At 41.3% G+C, this 20,278-nt stretch carries 19 protein-coding genes; 2 read left to right on the top strand and 17 right to left on the bottom strand.

Annotated features, from left to right (window positions below; all coding sequences use genetic code 11):
* Positions 1 to 4: 4 nt before the first annotated feature.
* From LDO37_RS29865 to LDO37_RS29790, 16 genes are all read right to left on the bottom strand, one after another.
* Positions 5 to 997, bottom strand: coding sequence for a hypothetical protein (locus LDO37_RS29865; RefSeq protein ID WP_126606165.1), 993 nt, complete (start codon positions 995 to 997; stop codon positions 5 to 7).
* Positions 978 to 2,057 carry a hypothetical protein gene (locus LDO37_RS29860; RefSeq protein WP_126606164.1) on the bottom strand — a complete coding sequence of 360 codons (1,080 nt, stop codon included), beginning with the start codon at positions 2,055 to 2,057 and terminating at the stop codon, positions 978 to 980. Before LDO37_RS29860 ends, LDO37_RS29865 begins: the two co-directional genes overlap by 20 nt.
* Positions 2,057 to 4,027 carry a conjugative transfer system coupling protein TraD gene (traD, locus tag LDO37_RS29855; protein WP_126606163.1) on the bottom strand — a complete coding sequence of 657 codons (1,971 nt, stop codon included), beginning with the start codon at positions 4,025 to 4,027 and terminating at the stop codon, positions 2,057 to 2,059. The genes LDO37_RS29860 and traD overlap by 1 nt, the downstream gene beginning before the upstream one ends.
* A gap of 5 nt (positions 4,028 to 4,032) precedes the next feature.
* Positions 4,033 to 6,093, bottom strand: coding sequence for a TraI domain-containing protein (locus LDO37_RS29850; protein WP_126606162.1), 2,061 nt, complete (start codon positions 6,091 to 6,093; stop codon positions 4,033 to 4,035).
* Positions 6,094 to 6,217: 124 nt separating this feature from the next.
* Entirely contained in the window at positions 6,218 to 7,045 is an 828-nt protein-coding gene (locus tag LDO37_RS29845) for a hypothetical protein (RefSeq protein WP_126606161.1), read from the bottom strand.
* A complete protein-coding gene (locus LDO37_RS29840) occupies positions 7,035 to 7,427 on the bottom strand; it encodes a hypothetical protein (RefSeq protein WP_126606160.1) in 393 nt (130 codons plus the stop codon). Before LDO37_RS29840 ends, LDO37_RS29845 begins: the two co-directional genes overlap by 11 nt.
* Entirely contained in the window at positions 7,424 to 8,008 is a 585-nt protein-coding gene (locus LDO37_RS29835) for a hypothetical protein (RefSeq protein WP_126606159.1), read from the bottom strand. Before LDO37_RS29835 ends, LDO37_RS29840 begins: the two co-directional genes overlap by 4 nt.
* Positions 8,009 to 8,021: 13 nt before the next feature.
* Positions 8,022 to 9,704 carry a vWA domain-containing protein gene (locus LDO37_RS29830; protein WP_126606158.1) on the bottom strand — a complete coding sequence of 561 codons (1,683 nt, stop codon included), beginning with the start codon at positions 9,702 to 9,704 and terminating at the stop codon, positions 8,022 to 8,024.
* 73 nt (positions 9,705 to 9,777) lie between these two features.
* Positions 9,778 to 10,827 (bottom strand): DUF3150 domain-containing protein, encoded by a 1,050-nt coding sequence (locus tag LDO37_RS29825; RefSeq protein ID WP_126606157.1) that lies wholly within the window; start codon positions 10,825 to 10,827, stop codon positions 9,778 to 9,780.
* Between the two features lie 77 nt (positions 10,828 to 10,904).
* Positions 10,905 to 11,501, bottom strand: a complete 597-nt coding sequence (locus LDO37_RS29820; protein ID WP_126606156.1) for a hypothetical protein — start codon at positions 11,499 to 11,501, stop codon at positions 10,905 to 10,907.
* On the bottom strand, positions 11,498 to 12,493 hold the full coding sequence (locus tag LDO37_RS29815; protein WP_126606155.1) for an AAA family ATPase: 996 nt from the start codon (positions 12,491 to 12,493) through the stop codon (positions 11,498 to 11,500). Before LDO37_RS29815 ends, LDO37_RS29820 begins: the two co-directional genes overlap by 4 nt.
* An 84-nt stretch (positions 12,494 to 12,577) precedes the next feature.
* A complete protein-coding gene (locus LDO37_RS29810; protein ID WP_126606154.1) occupies positions 12,578 to 13,483 on the bottom strand; it encodes a PD-(D/E)XK nuclease family protein in 906 nt (301 codons plus the stop codon).
* A gap of 10 nt (positions 13,484 to 13,493) precedes the next feature.
* Positions 13,494 to 14,834 (bottom strand): hypothetical protein, encoded by a 1,341-nt coding sequence (locus tag LDO37_RS29805; protein ID WP_126606153.1) that lies wholly within the window; start codon positions 14,832 to 14,834, stop codon positions 13,494 to 13,496.
* Between the two features lie 166 nt (positions 14,835 to 15,000).
* A complete protein-coding gene (locus LDO37_RS29800; RefSeq protein WP_126606152.1) occupies positions 15,001 to 15,498 on the bottom strand; it encodes a hypothetical protein in 498 nt (165 codons plus the stop codon).
* Positions 15,495 to 15,767 carry a hypothetical protein gene (locus tag LDO37_RS29795; RefSeq protein WP_126606151.1) on the bottom strand — a complete coding sequence of 91 codons (273 nt, stop codon included), beginning with the start codon at positions 15,765 to 15,767 and terminating at the stop codon, positions 15,495 to 15,497. The genes LDO37_RS29800 and LDO37_RS29795 overlap by 4 nt, the downstream gene beginning before the upstream one ends.
* Entirely contained in the window at positions 15,730 to 17,322 is a 1,593-nt protein-coding gene (locus LDO37_RS29790) for a hypothetical protein (protein WP_126606150.1), read from the bottom strand. Before LDO37_RS29790 ends, LDO37_RS29795 begins: the two co-directional genes overlap by 38 nt.
* A gap of 260 nt (positions 17,323 to 17,582) precedes the next feature.
* Between LDO37_RS29790 and LDO37_RS29785 the strand changes: the two genes are divergently transcribed.
* Positions 17,583 to 18,476, top strand: a complete 894-nt coding sequence (locus LDO37_RS29785; protein WP_126606149.1) for a hypothetical protein — start codon at positions 17,583 to 17,585, stop codon at positions 18,474 to 18,476.
* A complete protein-coding gene (locus LDO37_RS29780; protein WP_126606148.1) occupies positions 18,473 to 19,552 on the top strand; it encodes a DUF7146 domain-containing protein in 1,080 nt (359 codons plus the stop codon). Before LDO37_RS29785 ends, LDO37_RS29780 begins: the two co-directional genes overlap by 4 nt.
* A 68-nt stretch (positions 19,553 to 19,620) precedes the next feature.
* Here LDO37_RS29780 and LDO37_RS29775 read toward each other — a convergent pair whose 3' ends face one another.
* Positions 19,621 to 20,274 carry a hypothetical protein gene (locus LDO37_RS29775; protein ID WP_126606147.1) on the bottom strand — a complete coding sequence of 218 codons (654 nt, stop codon included), beginning with the start codon at positions 20,272 to 20,274 and terminating at the stop codon, positions 19,621 to 19,623.
* Positions 20,275 to 20,278 lie beyond the last annotated feature (4 nt).

The following is a 20,278-nucleotide window of genomic DNA, read 5'->3' as shown; positions in this document are numbered from 1 at the left end:
CTCCTTATTGTGTGTGTAGGTCAAGTAGTGATTCATGCACAATCGAGAAAATTCGACTGAGATGACTTAATGGGTTTGTCATATCCTTCTTAATCTGCTCAAGCTCCCCAGAATTAAGAGGACGGCGCCAGTTCACTTCATGCATTGAGCATGAAATGACTGACTCCAAGGTATCAATTGCTATGAAGTTGGAGAGCTGCAGGACTTTGTTGGTGTCCTTAACCTCTAAAATTTTCGAGGTAGGATCGAAGCCCGCGTCCATGCAGTATGGAATCAGTTCATATAGCGCCTGATCATTCTGTGTTCTGGTCGCAAATTGAAGTGGCCCATTTGGAGTAAAAAACGAAGCATGGCCATGATAGAAGTATTGGTGGCTACTCGATTGCTTCTGAATCTTTAAGGCAGCGTTGAAAAAGTCATGTTGTACTTCATTGGTAACTAGTGAAGACATCAAAGCTGATTCGGAATATGTGGCACCAAGAAACGCCATATGCTTAGGTTGAATACTCTGTCCAGAAATGAGTTCATCCAGTTCTTCCGGTGACGTATTGACAACCACCAGCAAGTCATCTGAGGTGACCTCGTCAATGCTTAATATGTGTTTCTCAACGTATGGCAGTTTATTGGCGATAAATGGAAAAGATGAAACCTTGAAACTCTTATAGATTTTCTCTTCATCACCAACAAATGCAATTTCTAGAGGGTTATCTACTAGGGAATTGATAAAGGAAAACCATTTCGCATCATCGAAGATGTCATGGTGATCAGCTCCAATGACAACAACTCGATTTAAGACGCTTGAATCAAAATTTTCTAGAAGCGCGCTAATTCGTAGCGGTAGGTTTAGGGGATACTGGAGTTGGTCAATTGACGACTGGTATTTGAATACTGGCTTTAGACTTTTAACCAACTTGTTACCTAGAAACGAACAGCGTTCATCCAGTTCTTTATGCAGATGGTTGGAACTCTTCCCTTTTCTAATGGACTTTTTCAGCATTGTTTAACTTCCTATTCAGGGTTCGAAGGTAGTAGTGAGAAGCCAAATATCTAACGACCCCAATCAAAATCGAGCAAAAGCCAAAGTAATGGAAAAAGTACCCTGGAATACTCGACTTCATGAGTGAGAACGCAGTGATTAGCGCAAAGAGCGCCACACCTTCGATAGATATCAACTTCGAGCCTTGTAGATATAAGCGAAAACAAATTGCGGCATAGCAAAAAGAAATTGCTACCCAGCTAGTGTCTAGTGGAAGAGTAAAATCAAGATGAAAAAGGGTTTGGATAATAAGCACAGTGCAAGCAATCACCCCTAGTGTAGTGACTGCAAGCTTCCATGATTTTGCTCGCTTAGGGATATTCAGGACTCTGTAGACATGAAGTTTGGCCTGGTAGATATCATGGTAAAAACTGAACGACCTAACGATAAAGATGGATAGAAACAACCCTGGGATCCCCATTGAATATGAGCAGGCCCTAAAAAGGGAAACCATAGCATTAAGCGCTTCACTGATAAGGCCTGATGAATACTCAAGAGTTTTATTGCCAGCAATAACTGTCATCGAAAGGTAATCCCCACCTCCGACATACAATGAAGCATGATCTAGGAATTCAAGGTCTACGGGATGTGGGTCTATTTTTATAAATTGGTCATTAAGGCTATTTCGATTCAGTTTTAGAACATTATCTTCATTGCATACTTTTAAGGGGTTGTATTCGTTTATGCCAACCGCGAAGCAATTTCCACGAGTAGTAATGACACTTGGCTTCCAGGATAGTTCTGAGCGCCATTCCGCGTTATTGTGGCGCGATTGGATAACTAATCGATTACCGGATTCTACCGTTACAATCACGTTGTTATGCATTACTGGAAAGGATGCAGAATACGTAACATTGTATGGCAAGTTAAACAGTGAGGGCACTACCGGCTGCTGGTGGGCAATAATATTGAAAGACTTTATCGCCGCAGTGATGATCAACAGTGCAAATAAATATCTAAACGTAAAGGCTCGGCTATTGGTGAGGTCTATGCCCTTGTGAAGAATGTGTCGGTTAAGCATTATGCGGCTTCCTCCTCTTCAATCATTTTGTAGTATTCACGTTTCTTTAAACCCATCTCGTCAACAACAGGTAACTCCCCGTATGCGTCATGCACAAACGGAACAGTTTTGAACCGATGCTCTTTAGGGCAACTGATGTATGGAACCCTGACTTTGTATAGAGCTCCTCCTGGCAAAGTCGTAAAGTAATGAAGGTCAGCAAGCACACCGAATAAGTCTTTAGGCATAAAGGCCGCTGCGGTGTCTTTAACCTTTTTGCCATAAGAAGTATTGAAGTCGAGCTCATTCGAAGCTACGGCTGTGTTCGTCGCCATACTTTGCTCGATTGTTTTGATCATCGTTTCACCAAACCTCGTGCTCATGAACTCCTGCGATATGTCGTCCTCTAGACGTAATGCGGTTTTGATGTTGAAGTTACCCAAGGCTTGAACCATGGCCGGTTCACTGCCGAGTCTTTCTTCTAGATCCTTTATGGATTGAATTAGAATGGTAAAGCTCACTTCAGCACCCCTAGATTTGTTGGCGATTCGTACTGAGCTTCGTGTGACGATCTCTGATGCCTCATCGCAGAAAATATTCATAGGTATTCGCTTCCCTTGCTGATAGAAGTAGCGATCAGCTACTACATTGACTAGGTCAGCAGTAGCCAAACTACCAATTGCACTACCAGTCGTTGGATCTGCCAGTGAAGCTAAATTCATGTACAAAATATCGCCACGAGAACAAATCTTTTGTGTGTCTACGATTGGGCGAGGGTCTCTGAAGTCTTCTTCTGGGGAAAGTAATTCTTCTAAACAGCCACTCGTTAGCTGGGCAAGAATTGGAATGATCGTCTGAATCAACTTAGCGTAGTAGGCTCTGTCATGTTCGTGAATAGAAATGATCGAAGCTAGTGTGTAGTTAGGGTATTTATCGCGGCAATTTTCGTCATAGAATTTGGCCATTTCCGCAGCTTTTTCTTTGTAATCCATAGCCGACTGGTTGATTTGATTCGCCCACGCACGATATTCAGGAATAGAGCTGATATAAACGTAAGCAACCTTGACTAAAAGGTGGTCGATATCACCTTCGATAAATGTACGCAGCTTCATAAGGGTTGGAATAGAGGTGATCATCTCTAACCCTTCGACTATCAAATTGATAGCGCGCCAACAGAAGTTGATGAACGCAGCCCCGTCACCAGATGATGGCGGTAGTAGTTCGATAATTCGCGAAGCTAATTGAGCTGGCTGATTGTAGTTTTTGAGTAGGTTCAATCGAACACTACAGCTTGGGTATGCAGGGGAGAAGTAATACAGCCTATGTTCTTCACCGCGTAGCTTTAATGTGTACCAAATCAGGTCAAGCAAGTTTTCGTCTAATTTAGGGTCGAGAACACACACGGATTCACCCCGAATGATTGCTCCAATTACATCTAATGTAAGGACACGCCCCTTGCCTGCACCCGTTGTACCTACTATAAGCCGATGAGAATATCGCTCGGCACATGGGAGGAAAATGTGTTTCTCAGTAATGTTGATTCCATGAAGCCATACGTCACCTTTAACCGGAGTCGGATGGTTACGGAAAGCTTTACTCATCAAATCTAAGACAATTTCTGGCGGCCTAATTTTTTCAGGGTTACGGGCCTTAAAATCACTGGCCATTTGTGCATGGTTTTGGAACCACTGATAACCCTCACCTATATAGGCCTCGTCAATATTCTTTTCGATTAGACGGATCAAGTCCTGCAGTTCAACCTTTAGTTGCGGTTCGACAAACAGTAAACCCCTTCGATATAGATGCCTTAATCCTTGATAGAGTCGCATGAATCCCATGATTAAGGCTGGTATTGCTGCAATAAGCATTAGTCGAAAAGCATGGTCTAAAACGCTTGTTAAGTAATAACAAATTAGGAATGAGAACAGCCAACAAAAAGAAGAGTAGAGTTCGTAAGCCGGTCGCCAGAAGGTATCAATCTTTCTATCCACGCCATTTACTCCTTGCCTGTTATGTTGAAATAGATTTCACCAAGGATGACTTTGCTTATTTCAGATGAAATCGACCAAGCTTTACTGTTTGTTCCAGGCATAACGGTCCATCGGAACATTACTTCCTTGCCAATATCCAATTGAAAATTGTGTATGTTGTATGTCGAACCACTTGGGGTGTTTCGGCATAGGTAATTCATTAGGTCAGCGCTTAGGTAGAGCTGTTCTTCAAAGAAAACAATGTGCTCGGTGTCTTCGTTGTAAATAATCAATCCTTTTGAAAACGCGATACAAAACTCTTGGATTAACTCTTGTAATTTGGTCTGAGAACTTCGGTAGACTTCTATATCAGATAGGGATTGGTGGAGCTCTTTTACCACATCGGATGTTTTCCAATCTGGCTGCAAAGACTCAATATGTAGTGGCATGATATGAACCATGAACGACTCGTAATCAGCAGGAATTGAGTCGCTTTTTACTGGCGAAGTTTGTTTATCTGATTGACCTTGTTTTCTAGGTGGCTTGCTAATTGGTTTAGATTGCTCTTGTTCAGCTGTCGGTTTATCTGTTTTAAGCACAATATTGATTTCTTCTGCGCCTTTCAGGGTGTCCTCAAGACTCTTGCTTGAAATGGTGTTTTTGATGAGAGGTAAAGGTTCAGGCTCAACAGGGCGGTGATCATGTTGAGATGAATAGGCTCCAGTTTGATGCACATCGTTATGTGGTTGATTTTGGTTAGAGACTTCTTGAGGTGATTGAGAGTCGACGATCGATTGCTTGGCTACTTTGATAAACTCCGAGCTAATTTCATCATCATATGTAGCTTGCAGAACATGCCTAGTAGGGATGAGGGCGATCACTTCCGAAGGTCGTAGGGTGATCACTTTAAGGTTGTGGTACCGGCCGTTAAACTCGAATTTAATAGTCCTGACCACTTGAGGGGATCGGGCAACCGTCTGAAAGTAATGGTGCTGTAAGTATCCAGACTCGTTCAGTACCTTTAGCATTTTATCTGCGTTAGGTATCAAGTCTTTTATTTTGGTCGAAATCTTGGAGTGGTTACCCCTAGCAAAGTTAATGAGTTCTTCCATACCGCTTGGGTAAGGAATGTGGACGCCTAAATTGGTTCTAATGAGGATAGATCGGGGATCGGTAGGTGCTAAGTCTGGGTAATACTCTATGTACGACTTTATTGAATCTAAAGTGAGAACGCTTAAGTTGTCACTTTGAATAGGTCGAGAGTAGCGCTGAAAGTCCATTGTTAATGATTGACTGTCAGCCTCTTTGACAAGACGATTGAGCGTTGCTGTATGTGGCTCTTTAGTACCGAATAATATCCCATCAAGAATTACTAATATTTGGCTTGAACATGAATAGTCATCAGGAAAATCTGGCATAGTGCTGACGAAACGAGTTGTAAATGCATTATGAGCATTGTGCTTACGGTTGACGTCAAACTTCACCCTGTAGTGCGTCACTCCATTGTTTAGGCAATAATCGTAAAGAGACTGGCTAATTGGATCCCAAGGCTCAGTGCTGACAAGTTGCCCTTTTTCATCGCTTGGGTATACCGACATATCGGAATATAGTTTGCCAGCATCGTGGAATAAGGCTGCTAGAAATACCGCGACACTAGCGGCATGTTTGTACTCATTCTTGTGTTCTATTTTAATGTGGTCTGGAATGACAGTTGTCGAGTTGTATTTGGCCAAGGCGATGTTGGCCGTTTGCAAAGAGTGAAAGAACAGGCTTGCAGACATATCCGTATGATGGTGACGTTCACTCGCGGGAAGTGCCATGAAGTACTTGATGACGTGATGGAGAATTGGACGAATAATCTGGTTGAATTGTTCATCTGAAAAATCCATCTTTTGGCGCGTATTTAGAATATGGCTGCGATAGTTGTCTTCAATTAGTTCAACGGTGTTTTTGTCGAAAGGATATGTGGCGTAGAACGTAGGGTATAGCGCATCTCGAATAATGACTTTTTCTTGGATGAAAAAGCCTTTTAGTGTCTTAATGACCTCGTCAATTTTTCTGTTCAGTCTGATTAATGTTAGTCCCATGTAGACACCTAATTCTCGTTTGATGCCTATATAAGCGAAAAGAAATTCGAGGTTTGGAACAATAAAAAAAAGCCCTTAGGACTTAACAATCACTAGGATGTTAAGAACTAGGGGCTTTATTAGTTTAGATAGTAGCAAGACCTCCAATTGCGTCTGATGGTCGTTGCGTCCTTTGTTTAACTACCATGCCGGAATGGACATAAGTAGCTTTATCAGAAATCATGCCTATGATTCTGCCACTCTCGGGAGTGTGTCTTGAGGCGGTAGTGAGTTCAGTCGTGTTAACGACGTCGTTCTCAGAATCAGAGCTACAATATTCTTCAATGACTTCCCTCAAGTCAGCGTCATCTTGACCGCCGTTGTATTGTGAGAAATCAACTTCATCTTTATCGCCATAAGAATAACTCACAGATTCAGGTAAGCTTTCAGCCTCCTGCTCAGTGATTTCATCTAACAGCTCAAGATTTTCATTTGATTCAGATAATTGATCTTCTGAAATCGATTGGGTTTCACTTGAGTCCGGTTCAACATTGACTGTCTCAGGTTCAGTGACTGTTTCAGATTCAGTAACTGTCTCAGATTCAATGACTGACTCTGGTTCAGTGGCTGACTCTGTTTCAGTATTTGAATCAGAATCAGTACTTTCAGACTTAGTTTTAACAACTTCTACCGTCTTACATTCAGCAAGTTCTTCGGTATTTAATGGTGATTGATTTGTAGCTAGGTCTGTGACCTCCGGTTCTAGTGGTAAATGCTCAACAACGTTTTCATCCATTTTCTCGACTAGTGAACATTGCTCTATATCGTTCTTTGGAAGAGTTGAATTTGTTGGTGCATCAAGGTTGGTTGTGGGTAAATCCACATGTTCACTTTTAGGCGAGTTTTCTTCAGATTGAACAATATTAAAATATTGATCGAGGCTTACACCTGCTGAAGAAAACTCAGTCGCCATCTCGTTTAGGATGCTGCTGATCTCGTCTTTGGACGAATTCAGTTCCTTGTTGAGAGATTCGACTTTCCTCTTTAGTTTTTTGAGTCTGCGAAAGGCTAAACTCATCTTTATTAACTTGGTTATCATGCGGATCACTCCGGTATTTATGCAGTAAGTACAACTCATCGTTTAGGAGCCATTTTCGAATTACTTTGAAGTACTGTGTGTAGAACTTGAATTCGAGATGTTCCTTTTCTCGCCGAACAAGTACCATCGTATGGCCCTTGGTCAGCTTCCAAAGAATTACTTCCATATCGTTGTAGTCGTGGGTTTCGGTACCGACTACTCCCAAATTACCGTTATTGCGTAATGCGATAGCGACTTTAAGGAAAAAGGAACTCATAGCGTGCCCCCTTTTGATACTGGATGTAATTGACCTTTTAAGCCCATTCGACTTCTTTCTTTCTCAAAGAAATCAAGCTGCCCATGAGAGGCGGCTTTTTTCTCTTTTCGAATAGAGCTGAGTACCTTGTTTCGAGCTTTTTTAGGGTCAATGTTTAGTTCTTTGGATAAGACCTTTGTGTATCTATCGATCGATTTCTGGTCGTGTTTTAGAACAGAGCCAATCTTACGAGCAGTTTTAACAACTGCAGGTGTTTGTTTCGTATGCTCAAGCATTCGAAGAATGCCGGTACAGCGAAGTAGGTCTTGGATGTTTTCAGTGAGTTGTTCTGAGGGTATGCGCTTGCAGTAAGCGTATGAGGCGATAGTGAAAGGAATTGATGGATCGTCATTGTCATCAAGAAGCCAGTCGATTATTTCTAGTTTCTTGCTCAAAGAGGTGTGAGGGTTAACTAAGTTTCGTACTTGATAGCGATAAAACTTTGTGTGCCATTCTACTACTAATTCACCTTCTGTTTTGAATTGACGTTGATTGATTCCACCAGCCCTTGCCATCGCCAACAAGTCGTTGACAAAAGACATCGGTTTTCTCCATTTAGGCTTTTACAACATTGCTGATTTGATTGGGAAGGTCTTTGATATCATTGATGTTCATACTGTTAGGCCAGTATTTAGTGACATCTCTGCATTTAAGACCCAGTGCATAAACTTCAATGCCTGCTTGGGCACAAAGCTTATTCATGGTGGGTAGGTGTTCAGAATTGTTGGGTTTGCCATCGGTGATAATGATGACGATCTTACGTTTAGCTTTTGAAGCCAAACACTGTTCCAAACACCAGTACTGTGCGTATTCCGTTGGTGTACCTGCGGCTGCACGAGTGAGGAAGTTACCTTTTACTTGTTCAAGCTTATGGTGTTCAAGTTTTAGAGCTGTAACCGGATTTGTGTATTTCCCGCTAAACTCACAAACTGAAGAAGTTAAACCACGTGTTTTTTCAAACGCGTCAACCATCGAAATAATGGCTTGCTGCGAGATGATGAAGCGGTTTTCACTTTCCATTGAACCAGAAGTGTCCCAGGCAATAGACACATGCGTGTTTACGGCCTTGGTTTCTGTTTTGTTTCGAAAAATTGATGTACTGCCGACGGCCATAGCAATTGGAAACTTCTTATGAAGACGCGTTCCATTTGCTGTAGCTCTAATTCGACGTTTGTTTTTCGATTCAAAAGAGCGCTTAACTTGTAGAGCTAAGCTCGGTAACACTTTGTATTTGGTTATATCTCTATTACTTCCGATACTTGGTGGGTTTGGTGGTGTATAACTGAAAATTTTGCCTTGCTTTGCATCTAAGTTCTTCATTTCCAGCGTTGAACGCATGTCCATGGATTCCGTTAGTTGCTTGTCACTAAGCATGTTTTCAATTGCTTCTGCGATCTTTTGGTGACCGGAAGCGCCTTCTCCACCTGACCCGTCAGCGTTCTTCCCATCATCTGTACCATTATCCGCATTGGGTTTTGGTAAAGGTGAAGTCTCATTCTTAGGTTCGTTTGAACCATTGGAATTAGGGGATTTGTTCTGCTGACCTTGACCGTTTTCAGGCTCGCCTTCTTGTTTCTTTTCGGCTTGCTTTCTTCGGTCTTTTGCCTCCTCTTGAATAATCTCAAGTAAGTGGTTTGCTGCTCGAGCATTCTCAAACGAGTCGGCCGAATTAGCGCATGATTTAACGATGGCTTTTACTTTCATAAGAAGCGGTAACCCGAAGGTGTCTTCAAAAACCTTTTCGTCATTCTGCGCTAATGGGATACTACTTTTATGCTTTACGACATAGGCATATCCATAGTTGAGTAGGAAGCTAGTAAAAATGGAAGCAGGCTTATCATCTGGTGATGACTGACCTAGCAAACCGTCCTCAATTAAGATGTCGGTTAATGCTTCCATACGCATTTTTGCGTAATCACTATATGAATTGTGCTTTGTCTCAATGAATACGTCTTCAAGTGTGTTGAAAATTGAAAAAGCACGAGGGTTCACTATATCTAGAGCTTCTGGAGTGGTGTATTTGCCATGAGATAGCTCATGCCAAACAAATCCAAATAGACGTAGCTTATCTTTCTCAGAAACCTCTAAAGGAAGGTGAGGGAAGCAGAACTTTTTTTCTTTAAAGTTGATTGATGCTGTTTGAAAAGCGCCAAACTCAACTTTATATCCAAAAGTGCCGCCAAGTGCCGTAAGGATCAGTTGTATTGAACCTTGTAAGGCATTTTTACAATTTCGCATGGGATGTCTCCAAAAATTAAAGGGAGGCGTCCCTGTAAGGGAGTTCTCCCTTACGGAAATGTAAGTGGTTTAATTAAATGCTATTGCGTAAGCGACTCATCGCTTCATTCATTGGTGTTTCGGCAATAGGTTGATTGATTGTTTCAACCTGAGTAGGTTTCGTATCCTCTTTTGAAGGAACGATAACCGGATCAGCATTTGGGGATGTCGGTTGGGTCACAGATAGTTTTGGTCTTGCAAAGCTAACTTTAACCGGTTGACTTGAAGCTTTTAGCGCTTCAATGGCTTGTGGACTGCCTAGCATCGCTTTAACTTTCCAAAGGCCGTGATCTTTTGTAAGAACCATGGTCTTTTTCGAGGAAGTGCTCCAATGGTTTAGCCATAGCTTTTGCATAATGGCTTGAACCTTTTTCTTTATCTCATCGAGTTGAGAGTCCAGAAAAGCATAGCTTTCTAGGTAGGCAATTAACTCATTTTCAAACGTCGTTAGAGCCGATGTCTGCACCTTGTCACCTGGACCTTTCTTGCCAAAAAACTTAACCACGTAAGCGACTAAGCCTTCGTACATATAGTCCGAAATATTGTCCTCGATTACTTTAAGCCCATCTTCACTACTTACTGAATAAGTGAGTAGGTTGAACTTAAAGCTAGCTCTAAGCTTATCTTTGGTTAACTTGTACTTTCGAACAAGATTACCCCAATCGTGACCATACTTGTTGTCGCAAAGGTTAGCCCAGAACTCTACCAATTCATCGAAATTGGAAATGAAGTCATTTACCAAGGTTTTAAACTCATTTTCATAAGCTATAAACTTGTCATTGATTTCATCTTTTCGTTCAAGGTTCACGCAACGTGCGATAGGTGTAGGAAAACAAATGCTTGATAGCCAGGCGTTTGCGTTTGCTCTAAGTGAAGTTATTCGGGTGATAGCTTCAATTGCTTTGTAGGCATTTGAATTTGTATCAATGCTGTCTCTGCAATCTTTCAGCGCAGGCCAGATTTTTACTTTTTCACCTTTAACAAGACTCTTAGGAGCATCCTTACGGCTTAACTCTTCAGTGTCTTTAATAACTCGATCGTTCGTTGGCAATGAAATAGCCGAAGTTACAAATAATAATTCCATGGGTTTTCTCCATATTGTTGGAATGTGAAAAGCCTCACGACATAACGGTGAAGTTATAGAGGCTATTTCGGGGTGGGTTAAATTGAGAGTTTTGGGCGTTCAAATGAATAAGTAACGCCGTTGAACTCATGACCGGTTAATTCAAACAGTTCAATGAAATCTGTGAGCTCTTTAATTTGCTCTTTCATTGGTGACTGTAATTGGTCAATGTGGGTTAGTTGTGTTTTTCCGTCAGTGATTGATGCGAATCCCTCTTTCTGAGCTTTAAAAAGCAAAAGCCAGACATAAGGGCCATCAAACTGGTTTAGGAAAAAAGGTAAGTGTTTTAGCGATAATCGAGAACCATCCAAAAAGATAAGCTCCGATTCATCTGAAACAAATGATTCGGGTATTAACTCCTTCATCATGTGTAGAAACGTCCCAAACTTGCCTTCGTGAAATTCGAAGTAAAGCGTCTGAGCCACTGAAGAGAAGTTCCCTTTGCAGATCATTCGATTTTCTTCAACTCTTACCTTTCCGACAAAGTTCTTCGTTTCAAATTCGACATCAGGTTTAACGGGTTGAATTGGTTTCAGGGCATAGCTAAAAGGTGTAGCTTTCCAGTGAATCAATCCATCTTCCGAAACTAGATGTGGAACTCCGTCTAACAAGTACAGTGAATGAAGATCCATCATAAACCCCCTTTTTTCATAAGTTGGCTTTTGAATACTTCAATGATCGCTGTTTCTTCCTCAGGCATGATTGACTTGAGGTTTAGACTGGATTGTAGAACGTTATCTATCAACTCATTGGTGTTTGAGAAGCGAGGGCGCTTATACATCAAATTTCTCAAGATACGTTGCGTACCACGATAAGTGATCGGCAAGGTAAATTGGATATCAGGTGCATCAGCATGCTTTTCTCGTGTAGTGCTTACATGAACAGAACGACAAATGTTTGCGGCTTCGACAATATTATCAACCATGCCGTCTGGGGCATTGAATGTGTTAATCATCTTAGCTTCTACACCGTGACTACAGTAATCCACTTGTATAATGTCAAAGCGGTCTTCAGTCGAAGTGTCCTGTTGATGAGCTGTCGGGTGATTGCCATGTAGATCGACACCACCAGCAGCGTTACCAGTCGAGATAAATAGGAAGCCATGTTCTTTATTTATTCGGTGGCCACGACCAATTTGACTGACGTGCATCGGCGCTCCATCTAGGATGGTGTTCAACGCGACATTCGTACGAGCAGGGGCTTTCTCACGCTCTTCGAAAAGAAACGCTTGCCCTTTCTCGTAAGCAGTCTTCAATGGTCCGTCTACGAATCCCATTACACCGGCTACTGGGTCTAATCGTCCACATAAAGCATCGTATTCAAGATCCTCATGACCTACTTCAACTTGCGTTGGGTAGTTTAGGTAAGCAAGAATTTGACGCACTGTTGTCGATTTACCGCATCCAACGGGGCCAGAGTAATGAAGACCATCATCTGTAATACCTAGTAAACGTTGACCAATTTGATCAGCTGATTCTTCAAAAAGCTGCGTGTCCATCACGAAATGCTTCTTAGGTTTAAGCGCGTGTGGATTTGGTTCAAAGGCCATTAGTTCGATGTTCTTATCAAGCATAGAACAGCCAGGTAGGTCAGTTAGTCTTACAACTTTAGTTTTTAGTGCACTCATGGTTTTCTCCAATTTTGAGTATGCAAAGGCCTCACGACTTAACGTAATTGTTAAAGAGGCTTATTGCTGGTGGGTTTTAAAAGGTTATGCGGGTTGTTGTGCGATGACACGTGAAGGACGTTTTTGCAAAATCGACTTATCGCCTTTTAGACAATATTCTGCAAAGTCGCACATAGTACATGGCGTATTGAAAGCCATTCTTGGTTGTCCGATGAACTCTTGTCGATTAATGCGATTCTGTGTCACTTTTAATCGAGCAGGTAGTTCAGACAAAGTTGCTGTGTCCAATTCAAAAAACTTCGCGGGCTCAATAGTAGGGCCTTTTAGCTTGGATTTTGATGGTTTATGCGGAATGTTTGGTTGTCTTTTAAAGAACTCCCAAAATCCACCGTGAGTGACATTCTCGTAAGGAATACGAGGGTCATCTTTAATGGCATTAGCATAGAAACCCAGTTGTTCAGAATGAGGCATCCATTCAACGGGTGTTACAGCACTTGTTGTTTTGATATCAAGTGGGCCAACAGTGTCATTTGCAGGGTTATAAACGATGGCATCAATTACTGAGTGACATCGAATACCGCCTATGTCATGAAAGACACGCCATTGAACAAGGGGGGTTCCGTCAGTACTTTTAAGCACTTGAAAACCACTTTCTTGCCAACGGTACGGCAGTTGATCTGCGAATGAATGAGCCATCCAGTAAAAGGACTCCTCATTAAAACGTTTGCCCCAATCCCAATCAGACTTAGAAGAGACCTCTTTTCGCCAGGTATCATCTAGGTGTTTTACTGGGTCATAAAACTTACCCACTGATAGATTTGCTAGGTAGTTTGACGTTAGATCGTCGACTACTTTCCCAAATCCAAGGTTGATTGAGATTTTTTTGCTCTGTAAGCCAAGTACGTATGACAAGTAATACTTTCTACCGCATAGGTTCATTGACTGGTAAGAGCTGAATGACATTGGTCGATCAAGTGTAGGAGTATTCATGGTTCACTCCTTAACGTGATTGAAGAACTACGATTGCTTCTTCCATATTTGTTGGAAGGTTAGCTAACCAATCATTTCCGTGTTGCTCCTTAACGGCAGCCACAACGTTGCCCCAAATCGTTCCAGGAACGTCTGAAGGGTGATTGTTTTCATCGTACTTAACCTTTGAAGCAGGTTCCGACTCAGCGTTAATTGAGGCAGTTGCGTCTTCTTCAGCTGATAGTTCTTCTAGCATGTCGAATGAAGTTTCTACTTGCTCTGAAGGCTCTTCACTTTGGGGTTCGGTATCGTCGATAGGACTTTTGCCAAACATATCCGCAGTAGGTAGAGCAATAGAGACATTTTGAAGATCTGATTCATCAAGTTGTGAATCCATTTCCTCCATAGCTTCAAGCTCAAGCTCAGCGTATCTTTCTTCCGAAAGGTCTGAAATTTCGCCTTCTTCTAACTCTTCCATCATTTCTTCTTCAAGAATCGCTGTAGATTCTTCAAGTTGAGGTGATAGGCCAGTTATTTCCTCGATAGCCGGTTCATCAGTTTCAACGCTTTTAGCTTCAGCATCTGAACTAGGACTGTCACCACTTGATGGTGTTAAGTCAGATTCAATAACCTCTGAACTGTCTTCAGCTTTATCTTGAACATTGTCATCATCAGATTTCTCTAATTTTGAACTTTGTTCCGCTTCAGCTTTTACCTGAACATTATCGTCAACAGATTTCTCTGAATTTGAACTTTGTTCAGCTGCCCCTTCGACATGAGAATCTTCATCAACAGATTTCTCTGTATTGGCCTCTAAGTCAGGGGTTGTTGAAGTATGGCAATTTGTGGAAGCTTGAGCTGAATCGTCAGTAGGTTCTGTTGATTCTGCCTTACTCTCGACATTGCCAGGCTCGTTAACTTCATTTGGAATAAGCTCACCAATCTCAGGTAAATTTAAGCCAACATTTTCATCAACGTTCGGGGTGGTTTTTGGGGAGGAAGTTTTTTGGTTAGGTTTTGAAGCAAGCTGCTTAAGGCTCTCTTTATCGGCAGGTTTTCTATCAAGGATATCTTGAATACCTAGACGATTAAAAAGTCTTGCTGCTGCGTAAGATTCAACATACTGCCAAGCGTGCTCGATAGTGATGTTGAGACTGCTAGTTGTCTTCAGAAGAACTTTATCATCTTTGCGGTCAATAAGTTTGGCTGTGCAAAGAAGGATAGTTACATCGTTCTTAAGATCTTGAGAACTGAAATCAAAGTCGATTAAATATTCAGTCATTGGAAACTTTTCAAAGAAAGTCCAGTAACGTTCGTGAATATTTAAAACAGACTCGATGGTATTAGTTTCAGTATTTAGTTTCTCGTACATGGGTTTTCTCCATTTCAGTTAATAACGCGGTATGCGTGGGTAAAAAAACTGGAGATATGAAAAAACACCCTTGGCAGGGCATTTGTTGGTAAGTCGTATATGGGTACGATAGTTGCCACGAGAAACGGCGGGTTAATACAATCATAATCTAAGAGATGATTGCTTGTCATTTATTTTGTCTATTTTTTATTCTGTATTCTTTAAGGCATTGATTATATTCATTAATATCAACATCAATCACTCGCTGCATGTTTCGGTATTGGATTCTAACGTCCACTTTTTTTCGAAAAATCTTTGAAGCCATGCCGCCATAGATCAGTGCTTGGATACGCTCCTTTTCACTTCGGCGGCAAGTAATTTGGTCTTCACTGGTGTAATAGTTGCGCGATTTGAGCTCTATAACTGTCACTCGCAAAAAACTGACAAAAAGGAGGTCAGGGCAACCGACCACATTTCCGTCAACGAGATACTTTTTCTTTTTGATAAGGCCAACATCTTTTATGACTATTTTCGATAATAAGGGCGCCCGATACTTAAGCCTTATATGAAAATGATTATAAAGTCCGATTGCCAAAGATAACCCCATTAAGAAAAGCACAAATTGTTCCGTCAGCAATAACGACTCAAGCCAAAGAACAAAGTCAGTTAGATTCGAATTGGTCATGAGATCACCTTCAAAATAATTACAGAGAAAACCGCAAACACAATCAGTAGCAGAACGATGGCCAAAACATCATTGTGGAGTGTATGTACCAAATGCACTCTATTTCCTTCTTTGATGGCCATCTGGTTTTCTTGGTCATTGTGGTATTGGATTCCTGCCAGTTCATTGGCGATTGAGGTGACAGAAACCAACTTTTTGAACGGTACTTTTTGGTTTTTAGGGGTTAAGTACTTACGGTTCTTTCGTCCACTTGATCTTTTCATGTTCATAGGTGTAGTTCCTGATTGCGTTTAAGTTGTCGATAACTTCAAATCGAATTATTGGCGGAATTCCGAATCGACTCGAAGGTATTGATAGCTTTCTTCTGTTGGAAACACTGTGTCCATTAACAAACCACTCGACAGATTGAATGAAGCCATCGGCATCCTGACAGCGAGCATTGAAATAACCATCTTCTAGGTTTGTTTGAATTTCGCATGTGGGTTTAACGTTACCTTCTACAAAGATTTTTTCAGAATCTCTGAACTTTATGCCTTGTTTTGTGGTTAGGACTAAATCAAATTCGTGGTTACCCGCCTCTGAAATTTGATAGGCAATTCTTGAACGTCTTACAAGTAAAGGCTTGTCATTATGATAAAGCTCAACATTGCGGATATTGTTTTTGTCGAACTTGCTAACATCAATGTTCAGTTCAATCGTAAACGGAGCAATAAAGGAGTTTTTGTCTGAATTGACAGTAAGGTTTATATCCAAATCCTTTGAGGACTTTTCATAGATGCCAGACTTGGAAAGCTGAATATTGTCTTTGTAAGAACGAAAGATGTAGTGCCTAAAGAGGTTTCTTTCTAGAAGGATGGCAGAGCCAAATTTCGTGTATTTGGCAGCCTCATCGTTTGTTTCCAGCTCTAATCGGTCACCGAGTTCAGTATCGATTAAATACTTATTTTCGCCCAAATATTCAATGTTTATGAAATCTTGGTCCATCATCGGATCTCGCAGATCTAGGTGCGAAGTGGTTGGAATGTGGTATGAGTATTTCGAGGTCACTTGAGCTTCAAGATACAGTCTATATTTTCCTGACCAATCAGAAGTGTTCAATTGTGTAGAGCAACCATACAGTGGTTTGCCATCCACCTTCATAAAGCACTCTTTGTTATTTGTAAGACCAGGAACAATCAAACTTAGATTAAGAATGTCACCAGCCTTTGCATTGTTTGGATAATTGATAAATGCAGAAATTGAGTACGGCTTTCTCACATTGAAGCTAACGCGTTTTTCAGCTGACAAAGGTAACGAATCAAGACCGGTTTCTGGGTCAGTAACAAGTACAGCCGCGTACAGTTGATAAACTCCCTCATTCTTGGGTTTAAATTGAAATTCTTTCTGATCAGTTCTGAATACCTCTTGATCCATGTACTCAATATGAACGGAAACTTTGCATTGCTTACAATTCGTATTCAGACGAATAGGGTAGGTAGCGTGGGTAAAGAGTTCATCGGGTAAATCGAAGTTTGCAGTTGGCTTGGATACACTTCTAACTCTAACTTTGCCAAGAGTTTTACCTTCCCTCACTAGTCGAAAGTAGTAATTGCCAGACCTTGACGGTTCATAGTATTGATACTTTGATAATGGGGAAACCGTAGTAACAAACTCGAACGATTCACTTCTAGGTTTTTTCACCATGAGTGAAGCCGGTTCATCCACTGAAGTAAACAATGTGATTGTTGTCGGAAAAGGTAAAAGGGTATGTTGAGCTCTCAGTAATTCCTCGGCGTGTACCCTTGCACTAATAGCAATGAGGAAAAAGCAAAGTAATCGAAACATAGATTGATCTCCTGTTTAATGATTACTAGCGAAAACCCCTTGCTCAATTTTTGTTCGCTGTTATAGTTTAATTAACCCACCGAACTAGTGAAGTTCCACTTCACCTCCTAAAAATTGTCAGCGCACTCATTCTTGTGATCATACGAATGTGTTGCGAGCAGCGCTATTCATTCGTATGAGCACAGTCTCTCCGAGTGTTTAACCCGCCGCTTTAGGCTATTACCCAATGTGCTTTTGCACAATTTTTAGGAGAGTACATCATGTCTCTATTACAACATACGCAAGATTTGCGTAACCATGAGCAAACCCTACGTGACCTTGCGTGGAAGAAAAAAGTTGATGCTGAATTTGCAGCAGCAGTTCAATCGAACCAACTGACTTACGAACAATCTGAAGCTTTGCAACTTCAAATGATTCAACAGTCATTGGCTTCTCAACACGCATCATCAATTGATGCTCATCGAGAGGACGCTATGCTAATGTTTATTGGCTTTGGTTTTGTCCTTTTCATCGTTGTTGCTTTTATTAGTCAGTTCAAAGCTCGCTCTATTACAGAGAAAGAGCATGAACTTGAAGATGAAAAAAGCCGACTCAAGATGCGTCAAGAAATGGAGCAGGAAAAAACTGCTTTGCATCGTGATATTGAACGCCATAAGACTTCTGTTAATCAGGATCTTCAACGTGAAATCACTCATATGCACCGTAACCTTGAGCAAGAAAAAACGGCTCTACACAAGCGATCTTGTGAAGAACGTTTTGCAACAGCCATTAAGATGGAGCGCCAAATTTTGGAGCTAATTCTTAAAGGTAAAATGACTGCAGAAGAAGCTGAAGCTGTTATTGCTGCTGATTATCAGTTTGTCTCTGTAAAGGATGACTCTGAAATTCGCAACGAAGCTGCTCAAAAAGTTTCTGATGCTTTATCGGTCACTCACCCTGACTTAACTGAAGCTGATTTGGCTAAAGTTAAGATGTATAAACCTCAACCAGTTATGGAACGCATGGTATCCCCAGCAATGGACGATATTAACGATTCAGACGAATCAACTTCGGTTGATGAGAGTAATGGTTTAGAGGGCTTAGTGAAAAAAGACATTCATGAAGAACTTGCTAGTCATTTTGCTAACCGCAATTCACTAGGAGCTACAGCATGAGTTATGTCGATTATGCCAAGTCTGTTACTGATCTTGCTCGTGGTAAATGGCCATCAATCTTGAAAGAGATTGTTGACACTTGTTACCACAGAGATATTTTGGAACCCAATGGTGTTTGTCCAAATTGTGGGAAACCCGATTTGTACATGGTTCCAAAGAAAGAAGCTGATCACGCTCTGAAATGTCGAAAATGCGATACCAGTTTGTTTAATGGTGTTCGCGTTGCTGACGCTTTTTCTCAACTCAAAGGTAGGAAACTACTCAAGAAAATTGAAGAATTAGCGTCGAAGTACGATGTTAGTGTTGATCAGCAAGCAGTACCTGTAGAGCGCGATTTTGCACGAAAAGAATTTGATTACATTAGTGATAATTCAATTGAAATTTTCGATGCCAGATCCGCTCTTGGACTTAGGTATCTAAGTGATCGTGGTATAGACGTTAACAACCGTAATGTCATAAACGCAATGCATGAGACAACGTATTTTGTTCCTCGTGTTAGCTTCTATGACAAAACGGATGGCGTTATCACCAAAGGTGAATTTCCAGTTCTTGCGTTTAAGGTCTTCAATGAGAATGGCCAACACATAAACTGGTGGAAAATTTACTTAGATCCAGTTCAAGGTAAAGCAAAAGTTCCTCAAGCTAAACGTGGCTGCCCGACCTTAACCAAAGGTCAAATGGCAGAAGAAGGTTATTGCATTCCTTTCGGTCGTTACGATGAAACCGTTGGTGTTGCAGAAGGCCCGGAAACCGCATTAGCGTTAATCGAGCTTGGTCGAAACGTGTTTTCCACATTAACAGCAAACGGAATCAACCGATTCGAACCGCCTAAATGTTGTAAACGCTTCGAGCTGTATGGAGACTATGACCGTTCTGGCACTGGCCAAAAGGTTGTAGTCACAAAGCATGCTGACCTTAGTATCAAACGCCCTAAAGTTGATGTAGATATTTATCTACCTCCTGAGCGCCTTTATGTAGATGGAGAGAAGTCTTTAGACTTTCTTGATTTGCTTGATGGTCATAAAAGAGGTCAATTCACTGTTCATGAATTTGAACAATGTGGATTTGAGATATGATACGTAATTAAAAAAAGCCAAACATTTTGTCTGGCCTTTTTTTTTGCTCAAATAAGTACAGCGTACCATTAAAACGGGTTAGAAGTGATTGGTTGAATGAAATGGCCTGATTGGGTTGTGTAGTAGGGCAGTGCGTAAACCTTTTGCTGTCTTGCTAGGAGGTCACCTATGGCTAAACGGTGGTCGAAGCAAGGCGCATCACTCGCGTTCAAGGATTCACTAATAACGGCGCCAATATCTTTTAGCTCTGGGGAGCGGCAAAGTAGGTGCTGTACCGTTTTCTTATCTTCGCCATTATTAAACAGCCAAACCAGTTCAATTCGATGTTTGAAAGGGTCAAAGATGTAGCTGAGCGTATCTAGTGAAATCATACATCCTTTGCAGCTAGGCGTTAGGAACAGCCTGATAAATTGATCACCTTCACCATAAACCATCGCATAATCACGAGCACTTAATGGGTCAGGAATATCTGGTATATCAGGTTGAGGCATTAAGGGTTCATTCACGCCGTCCCAAAGGTCAGACACTACGCCTTTAACAAAAAAGCGCGAGTTATCTGACCGCATTAACAAGCCTTCATCGTCAATGTTTATCACTTCAAGCCCAAGACTTGGGTAGGCAATTTGATTGAGCAATAGAATCTCTGATGGCATCAATTTGTCCTTATTTGCCCATAAGTGCGAGCTAAAAAGGATGCTAGAGATAAGAATGAGTATCTTCATTTGA

The organism is Vibrio penaeicida (genome assembly GCF_019977755.1).
Taxonomy (GTDB): Bacteria; Pseudomonadota; Gammaproteobacteria; order Enterobacterales; family Vibrionaceae; genus Vibrio; species Vibrio penaeicida.
Note: the sequence above shows the minus strand (reverse complement) of the source record. Positions and strands in the feature narration are given on the sequence as shown.

Excerpts from the sequence above, each read along its gene's own strand:
- LDO37_RS29865 (WP_126606165.1), bottom strand. The coding sequence starts at position 997 with ATGCTGAAAAAGTCCATTAGAAAAGGGAAGAGTTCCAACCATCTGCAT.
- LDO37_RS29860 (WP_126606164.1), bottom strand. The coding sequence starts at position 2,057 with ATGCTTAACCGACACATTCTTCACAAGGGCATAGACCTCACCAATAGC.
- LDO37_RS29850 (WP_126606162.1), bottom strand. The coding sequence starts at position 6,093 with ATGGGACTAACATTAATCAGACTGAACAGAAAAATTGACGAGGTCATT.
- LDO37_RS29845 (WP_126606161.1), bottom strand. The coding sequence starts at position 7,045 with ATGGCGACTGAGTTTTCTTCAGCAGGTGTAAGCCTCGATCAATATTTT.
- LDO37_RS29840 (WP_126606160.1), bottom strand. The coding sequence starts at position 7,427 with ATGAGTTCCTTTTTCCTTAAAGTCGCTATCGCATTACGCAATAACGGT.
- LDO37_RS29835 (WP_126606159.1), bottom strand. The coding sequence starts at position 8,008 with ATGTCTTTTGTCAACGACTTGTTGGCGATGGCAAGGGCTGGTGGAATC.
- LDO37_RS29830 (WP_126606158.1), bottom strand. The coding sequence starts at position 9,704 with ATGCGAAATTGTAAAAATGCCTTACAAGGTTCAATACAACTGATCCTT.
- LDO37_RS29825 (WP_126606157.1), bottom strand. The coding sequence starts at position 10,827 with ATGGAATTATTATTTGTAACTTCGGCTATTTCATTGCCAACGAACGAT.
- LDO37_RS29820 (WP_126606156.1), bottom strand. The coding sequence starts at position 11,501 with ATGATGGATCTTCATTCACTGTACTTGTTAGACGGAGTTCCACATCTA.
- LDO37_RS29815 (WP_126606155.1), bottom strand. The coding sequence starts at position 12,493 with ATGAGTGCACTAAAAACTAAAGTTGTAAGACTAACTGACCTACCTGGC.
- LDO37_RS29810 (WP_126606154.1), bottom strand. The coding sequence starts at position 13,483 with ATGAATACTCCTACACTTGATCGACCAATGTCATTCAGCTCTTACCAG.
- LDO37_RS29805 (WP_126606153.1), bottom strand. The coding sequence starts at position 14,834 with ATGTACGAGAAACTAAATACTGAAACTAATACCATCGAGTCTGTTTTA.
- LDO37_RS29800 (WP_126606152.1), bottom strand. The coding sequence starts at position 15,498 with ATGACCAATTCGAATCTAACTGACTTTGTTCTTTGGCTTGAGTCGTTA.
- LDO37_RS29795 (WP_126606151.1), bottom strand. The coding sequence starts at position 15,767 with ATGAACATGAAAAGATCAAGTGGACGAAAGAACCGTAAGTACTTAACC.
- LDO37_RS29790 (WP_126606150.1), bottom strand. The coding sequence starts at position 17,322 with ATGTTTCGATTACTTTGCTTTTTCCTCATTGCTATTAGTGCAAGGGTA.
- LDO37_RS29785 (WP_126606149.1), top strand. The coding sequence starts at position 17,583 with ATGTCTCTATTACAACATACGCAAGATTTGCGTAACCATGAGCAAACC.
- LDO37_RS29780 (WP_126606148.1), top strand. The coding sequence starts at position 18,473 with ATGAGTTATGTCGATTATGCCAAGTCTGTTACTGATCTTGCTCGTGGT.
- LDO37_RS29775 (WP_126606147.1), bottom strand. The coding sequence starts at position 20,274 with ATGAAGATACTCATTCTTATCTCTAGCATCCTTTTTAGCTCGCACTTA.